The sequence below is a fragment of the Aeromonas sp. HMWF014 genome, from assembly GCF_963878295.1.
Classification (GTDB): domain Bacteria; phylum Pseudomonadota; class Gammaproteobacteria; order Enterobacterales; family Aeromonadaceae; genus Aeromonas; species Aeromonas popoffii.
Genome location: NZ_CAWNYS010000338.1, coordinates 1 through 5,700, shown reverse-complemented (window position 1 = coordinate 5,700; position 5,700 = coordinate 1). Strand labels below are relative to the sequence as shown.

Here is a 5,700-nt window from a genome sequence, read left to right as displayed (position 1 = left end):
CTCCAGCATGATGCGCTGGGGTGAGAACAAGCAGCGCATCGCCGAACTGTTCGCCCGCAATAGCCAGCCCAAGGCCGAGCTTACCAAACCCAAGGCTGCCAAGCTGACGCCGCTGCGTCGGGCACTGGCTCTGATGATCCAGTACCCGGTGGTGACGGCCGAGCTGCCGGCGATGCCTGAGCTGGCCGGGCTGCGGGTACAAGGAATCAAGTTCTTGCTTCAGCTGCATCAGCAGATCCTGGCGCAGCCTGGGATTACCACGGGCATCTTGCTGGAGCACTGGCGCGGTACCAAAGAGGGCGAGATCCTCGCCCAGCTGGCGATGCACGACTTGTTTGAAGAGATCAAGCTCAACCAGGAGCCGGATATTCTGGGAGAACTGCAAGATACCTTTGTCGGTTTCATCAACCAGTTTCTGAAGCAACGAATTGAAGAATTGCAGGCCAAGGTGGCTCAGGAAGGGCTAAGCTCTGAGGAAACGCAAGAGCTGATGATGCTGATCAGAGAGGTACAGATTGAGAAAAGAAATGAGAGTGGGGCTTGATATCTGAGTGATTAGTCCCAATATGAATACCGTTGCCCGAATCGACGGGATTAAAAGCAAAAATTTTATAACCGCCTGGCCCCGACAATACTGCGGGCAGGGGTTTCTCATGACCGACGCCGCAACCAGACATAGCATGTCTGGCGGTTTTCTATTAGAATTGGCTATTTGCGCAGCAGCGCACTGTACGCGCAACCTAGCATCACCAACCGGATGAGTTCTATGGAGCAAACCCCGCAGTCTCAGCTTAAACTCCTCGTTGCCAAAGGTAAAGAACAGGGCTACCTGACCTATGCCGAGGTGAACGATCACCTCCCGCAAGACATTGTCGACTCTGACCAGATCGAAGACATCATCCAGATGATCAACGATATGGGTATTCAGGTGGTTGAAAACGCCCCGGATGCTGATGACCTTATCATGGCTGAAGGTGGTACCGCCGATGAGGACGCTGCCGAAGCAGCTGCCCAGGCACTGGCATCTGTTGAATCTGAGATTGGTCGTACGACCGATCCCGTCCGCATGTATATGCGGGAAATGGGTACCGTCGAACTGCTGACCCGCGAAGGCGAAATCGACATCGCCAAGCGGATCGAAGACGGTATCAACCAGGTGCAAAGCTCCGTTGCCGAGTACCCGGAAGCGATTACCTATCTGCTTGAGCAGTATGATAAATACGAAGCTGAACAGCTGCGCCTGTCCGACATCATCTCGGGTTTCATCGATCCTAACGAAACCGATGACGTCGCGCCGACCGCGACTCACATTGGTTCTGAACTCGGCGAAGCCGATCTGGCCGACGAAGATGAAGATGAAGACGAAGATGAAGACGACGACGGCGAAAGCTCGGACGACGACGGTGACGGTGGTCCGGATCCGGAAGTTGCTCGCGAGAAGTTTGGTGAGCTGCGTGCCCAGTATGAGGTAACGCGCCTCTCCATTCAGAAGAATGGCCGCGCGCACGAAGATACCCAGGCCGCGATTGCTTTGCTGGCCGACGTATTCCGTCAATTCCGCCTGATGCCCAAGCAGTTCGATCGTCTGGTCAACAACATGCGTGGGATGATGGAGCGGGTCCGTGTCCAGGAACGCATCATCATGAAACTCTGCGTTGAGCAGGCCAAGATGCCGAAGAAAACCTTCGTCGCGGCCTTCACCAACAACGAGTGTGAAACGGCCTGGTTTGAATACCAGAAACAGGCTGGCAAAGCCTGGTCTCCCCGTCTGGTCGAGATGGATGAAGACGTGCTGCGTTCCATCGGCAAGCTGCAGCAGATCGAAGAGGAGACTGGTCTCTCCATCGCCCAGATCAAGGATATCAACCGCCGCATGAGCATAGGTGAGGCCAAGGCCCGCCGTGCGAAGAAAGAGATGGTTGAGGCCAACTTGCGTCTGGTTATCTCTATCGCCAAGAAGTACACCAACCGTGGTCTGCAATTCCTGGATCTTATCCAGGAGGGCAACATCGGTCTGATGAAGGCGGTAGACAAGTTTGAATACCGTCGTGGCTACAAATTTTCGACTTACGCTACCTGGTGGATCCGTCAGGCCATTACCCGCTCCATCGCGGATCAGGCCCGTACCATCCGTATCCCGGTACACATGATCGAGACTATCAACAAGCTCAACCGTATCTCCCGTCAGATGCTGCAGGAGATGGGTCGCGAACCGAACCCGGAAGAGCTGGCCATGCGCATGGGCATGCCGGAAGACAAGATCCGCAAGGTATTGAAGATCGCCAAGGAGCCCATCTCCATGGAGACGCCCATCGGTGATGATGAAGACTCTCACTTGGGCGACTTCATCGAAGATACCACCCTGGCTCTGCCGGCGGATGCCGCGACCAGCGAAAGCCTGCGCAATGCGACTCGCGAAGTGCTGGCAGGTCTGACCGCCCGCGAAGCCAAGGTGCTGCGGATGCGTTTCGGGATCGACATGAACACTGACCATACCCTTGAGGAAGTGGGCAAGCAGTTCGACGTCACCCGTGAGCGTATTCGTCAGATCGAAGCCAAGGCTCTGCGCAAATTGCGCCACCCGAGCCGTTCGGAAGTGCTGCGCAGCTTCCTGGACGAATAGTCCCTGGTATGTGCCCAGAGCCGTCGTCTCAAAAGCCCCGCTATGCGGGGCTTTGTTTTATCCGGACTTTATGGGACGTGAGCCGGTTGGCAGGAATATTGGCAGGAAAGTGGACAAAATGTCGCCAAGTGGTTGATCTGCCTATAGACTGGCTTCTCTACATCTCCTATAATCCACGCCGCAAAACCAACAATCTGGCCCCTTAGCTCAGTTGGTTAGAGCAGTCGACTCATAATCGATTGGTCGCCCGTTCAAGTCGGGCAGGGGCCACCACATTTCGCAAAAAGGCCGCTCATGATGAGCGGCCTTTTTGTTGCTGGCTATTTACCAGCGTCGATCCAGGTCGGCGGCATAGAGGGCGATGGCGCGTCGGTAAGGTGCCAGAGCCGGATCTGTCGCCGTCTCTGCCAGTACCGCCAGCAGGCTCTCCATCCCCTCCTTGTTGCGCCCCAGGTTGTAACAAACCATAGCGCGAAACACCTTGAACTCATTGGCATCTGGGAAACGGGCCAGTCCTTGCTCGAAGGCGGCTAGCGCCTCCGGGTATTGCCCTGTGGTGCGATAAGCGCTGCCAAGGCCGAGCCAGGCGCCACGCAGAGACTCATCCGTCAGCCCCAGTGCGATAGCCTGTTGGTAGAGTGGAATGGCCTGTGCCTCTCGTCCCAGGTTATCGTGCAGGCAGGCTACTTCGTAATGCAGCCCGGCATGTCGTGGATGCGCGATGAGTTGCAGCAGGCCGTGCTGGCGAGCCTCTTCTATCCTGCCCTCTGCCTTGAGGGTCTCAAGCTGTTTCATGGGTGCTCCTGCATAGAAATAGGGTAAAAGCGTGTCTGCGGGACCAGGACGGGAGGGGGGGAGTCGACAAGGGACAGGCCCGGCCAGGGGCGCGGGTCTGTCTGACATATCAGGAGTGTTGATCCTGACTCGCTGGCGCTTGCTGCGCACGCTTGCCGCGTACCGAAGGCAACATGCGCGCCACCAGATTGCTGCGTTGGCGCCAGGAGGTGAATGCGAGAGCAGTCAGATGCAGCGCGATCAGCCCTTGCAGCGCCCAGGTACACCAGAGGTGCCAGTCGTCGGCCCCGAGTTCAAAGCCCAGCTCGGTGTTCTGAAACCAGCCGCTACCTGCGGTGGCCAGTATGGTCAGCCAGAGCGCCCATACCGCCAGCTTGCCGCTGCCATGATGGCCGGGGGTTGCCGGGGTGCGTTCATGCAACGCCACGGCCTGCTGGCGAAAGTCTGCCCGGCTCGGGATCAGGGCTCGCAGCCGGGCATGGCCCTTGGCGAAAGAGAGCCCCCACACCAGGCGCAGGCCGATCAGTGTCATGGCGGTATACCCCAGCCATTCATGCCACTCCTCACCGGCTTCGTTGAGCCAGAGATTGCCGACACAGGCAGCCGCCACACCCCAGTGGGTGAGGCGGACCAGACTATCCCAGTGAAAGGGATCAGCCTTTTTGCTTGGCATATTTGTGGTACTCCTTCTTCAGGTCATTGACCTTGGCCAGGTGCTCGCGCGCCTTGGCCTCGTCACCCGCCTTGAGGGCTGCCAGGCTGGCATCCAGCTCGGTCTGTACCTTGTTCATGCCTTCCAGGAACTTCTCTTTCTTGGCGGTTGGCATGTTCTTCAGCTTGGCAACGTCGAGCTGAGCCTTCATCTCGTTGATGTGCTTCTCCATGGCGGCTGCATCGTCAGCTTTGACAGCCTGCTTGTAGTTGAAGCCGATCTTTTTCATCGGCTGTTCCAGCTCACCGGCCATGGCGGGCAGGGTCATCAGGCCAAACATCAGGGGCAGCAACAGGGGGCGAACAGTTTTCAACATGGGATTTCCTTATTTAACGACATGCTTATCAATTTTTGGTTGGTTTCCTATGAACCCTTATTTGGTGTTCATGACTGGCATGATGCCATGAGCCACCGTGAACTGTTTGTGAAAATTGCTGTTTTTTGTCACAAATGGTAACGAGAGAGGGGGAAATGTGAGGGAGATGGCGAGGGATCCCCCTAGGGCAAGGTGACTGGTCGCGGCATGTGAAAAAGGGCCCGCAGGCCCTGATGAACATGTGTGTGCGACTGTTGGAAATTACTGCTCCTGCTCGCGCTCTATGGCGCGCCAGCCGATATCCTTGCGGTAGAAGACGCCATCCCACTTGATGCGCGCCGCCAGCTGATAGGCCCGCCGCTGGGCGTCGGCAACGGTATGGCCAAGGGCAGTTGCGCACAGCACGCGGCCACCCTGTGTCAGGCTGGTATGCCCTTCCAGCCGGGTACCGGCATGGAACACCTTCTCACCGGCCACCTCATCCACCGGCAAGCCGCTGATGGGGTGATTGGTACTGTAATCGCCGGGATAGCCACCCGCCGCCATCACTACGCCGATGGCGGCGCGGGGATCATAGATGGCCTCTTTCTGATCCAGCTTGCCTTCGCAGGCCGCCAGGCAGAGTTCCACCAGATCGGACTGCATCCGCAGCATGATAGGCTGGGTCTCGGGGTCGCCGAAGCGGCAGTTGAACTCGATCACCTTGGGGTTACCTTCGCCATCGATCATCAGACCGGCGTAGAGGAACCCGGTGTAGACATTGCCTTCGGCCGCCATGCCACGCACGGTCGGCATGATGACCTGCTCCATGACCTTCTTGTGCACGTCAGCAGTCACTACCGGCGCCGGGGAGTAAGCGCCCATACCACCGGTATTGAGGCCGGTATCGCCGTCACCCACCCGTTTGTGATCCTGACTGGTGGCCATGGGCAGCACGTGCTCGCCGTCGACCATGACGATGAAACTCGCCTCTTCGCCATCCAGAAACTCTTCAATCACCACCCGCGAGCCCGCGTCGCCAAAGGCATTGCCGGAGAGCATGTCGCGTACTGCCTCTTCTGCCTCCTGCAACGTCATGGCGACAATCACCCCCTTGCCCGCCGCCAGACCATCGGCCTTGATGACGATAGGCGCGCCCTTCTCGCGCAGGTAGGCGAGCGCAGGCTCCACCTCGGTGAAGTTCTGGTAGTCGGCGGTCGGAATAGCGTGACGGGCCAGGAAATCCTTGGTGAAGGCCTTGGAGCCTTCCAGCTG

General features: G+C 57.9%; 5 protein-coding genes, 1 tRNA gene and 1 pseudogene. 3 read left to right on the top strand and 4 right to left on the bottom strand.

All coding sequences use genetic code 11. From position 1 onward, the window contains the following. From dnaG to AAC083_RS14215, 3 genes and pseudogenes are all read left to right on the top strand, one after another. Nucleotides 1–544, top strand: a pseudogene (gene dnaG / locus AAC083_RS14225) (DNA primase); the annotation flags it as partial. Nucleotides 545–757: 213 nt separating this feature from the next. Then, on the top strand, nucleotides 758–2,623 hold the full coding sequence (rpoD, locus tag AAC083_RS14220) for an RNA polymerase sigma factor RpoD (protein ID WP_084204523.1): 1,866 nt from the start codon (nucleotides 758–760) through the stop codon (nucleotides 2,621–2,623). A 196-nt stretch (nucleotides 2,624–2,819) separates the two neighbouring features. After that, nucleotides 2,820–2,896 (top strand) — tRNA-Ile (locus tag AAC083_RS14215). Between the two features lie 51 nt (nucleotides 2,897–2,947). On the opposite strand, the gene AAC083_RS14210 is transcribed toward AAC083_RS14215, so the two are convergent. The 4 genes from AAC083_RS14210 to purD all read right to left on the bottom strand — a co-directional run. Further along, nucleotides 2,948–3,418 carry a tetratricopeptide repeat protein gene (locus AAC083_RS14210; protein WP_108536943.1) on the bottom strand — a complete coding sequence of 157 codons (471 nt, stop codon included), beginning with the start codon at nucleotides 3,416–3,418 and terminating at the stop codon, nucleotides 2,948–2,950. A gap of 109 nt (nucleotides 3,419–3,527) precedes the next feature. Next, complete coding sequence (locus AAC083_RS14205; RefSeq protein ID WP_108536942.1) at nucleotides 3,528–4,091, bottom strand: cytochrome b/b6 domain-containing protein; 564 nt, start codon at nucleotides 4,089–4,091, stop codon at nucleotides 3,528–3,530. Beyond that, nucleotides 4,072–4,446 (bottom strand): cytochrome b562, encoded by a 375-nt coding sequence (locus tag AAC083_RS14200; protein WP_042033736.1) that lies wholly within the window; start codon nucleotides 4,444–4,446, stop codon nucleotides 4,072–4,074. The genes AAC083_RS14205 and AAC083_RS14200 overlap by 20 nt, the downstream gene beginning before the upstream one ends. Before the next feature lie 261 nt (nucleotides 4,447–4,707). Further along, the coding region (gene purD, locus AAC083_RS14195) for a phosphoribosylamine--glycine ligase (RefSeq protein ID WP_108536941.1) at nucleotides 4,708–5,700 on the bottom strand (993 nt) is incomplete at its 5' end.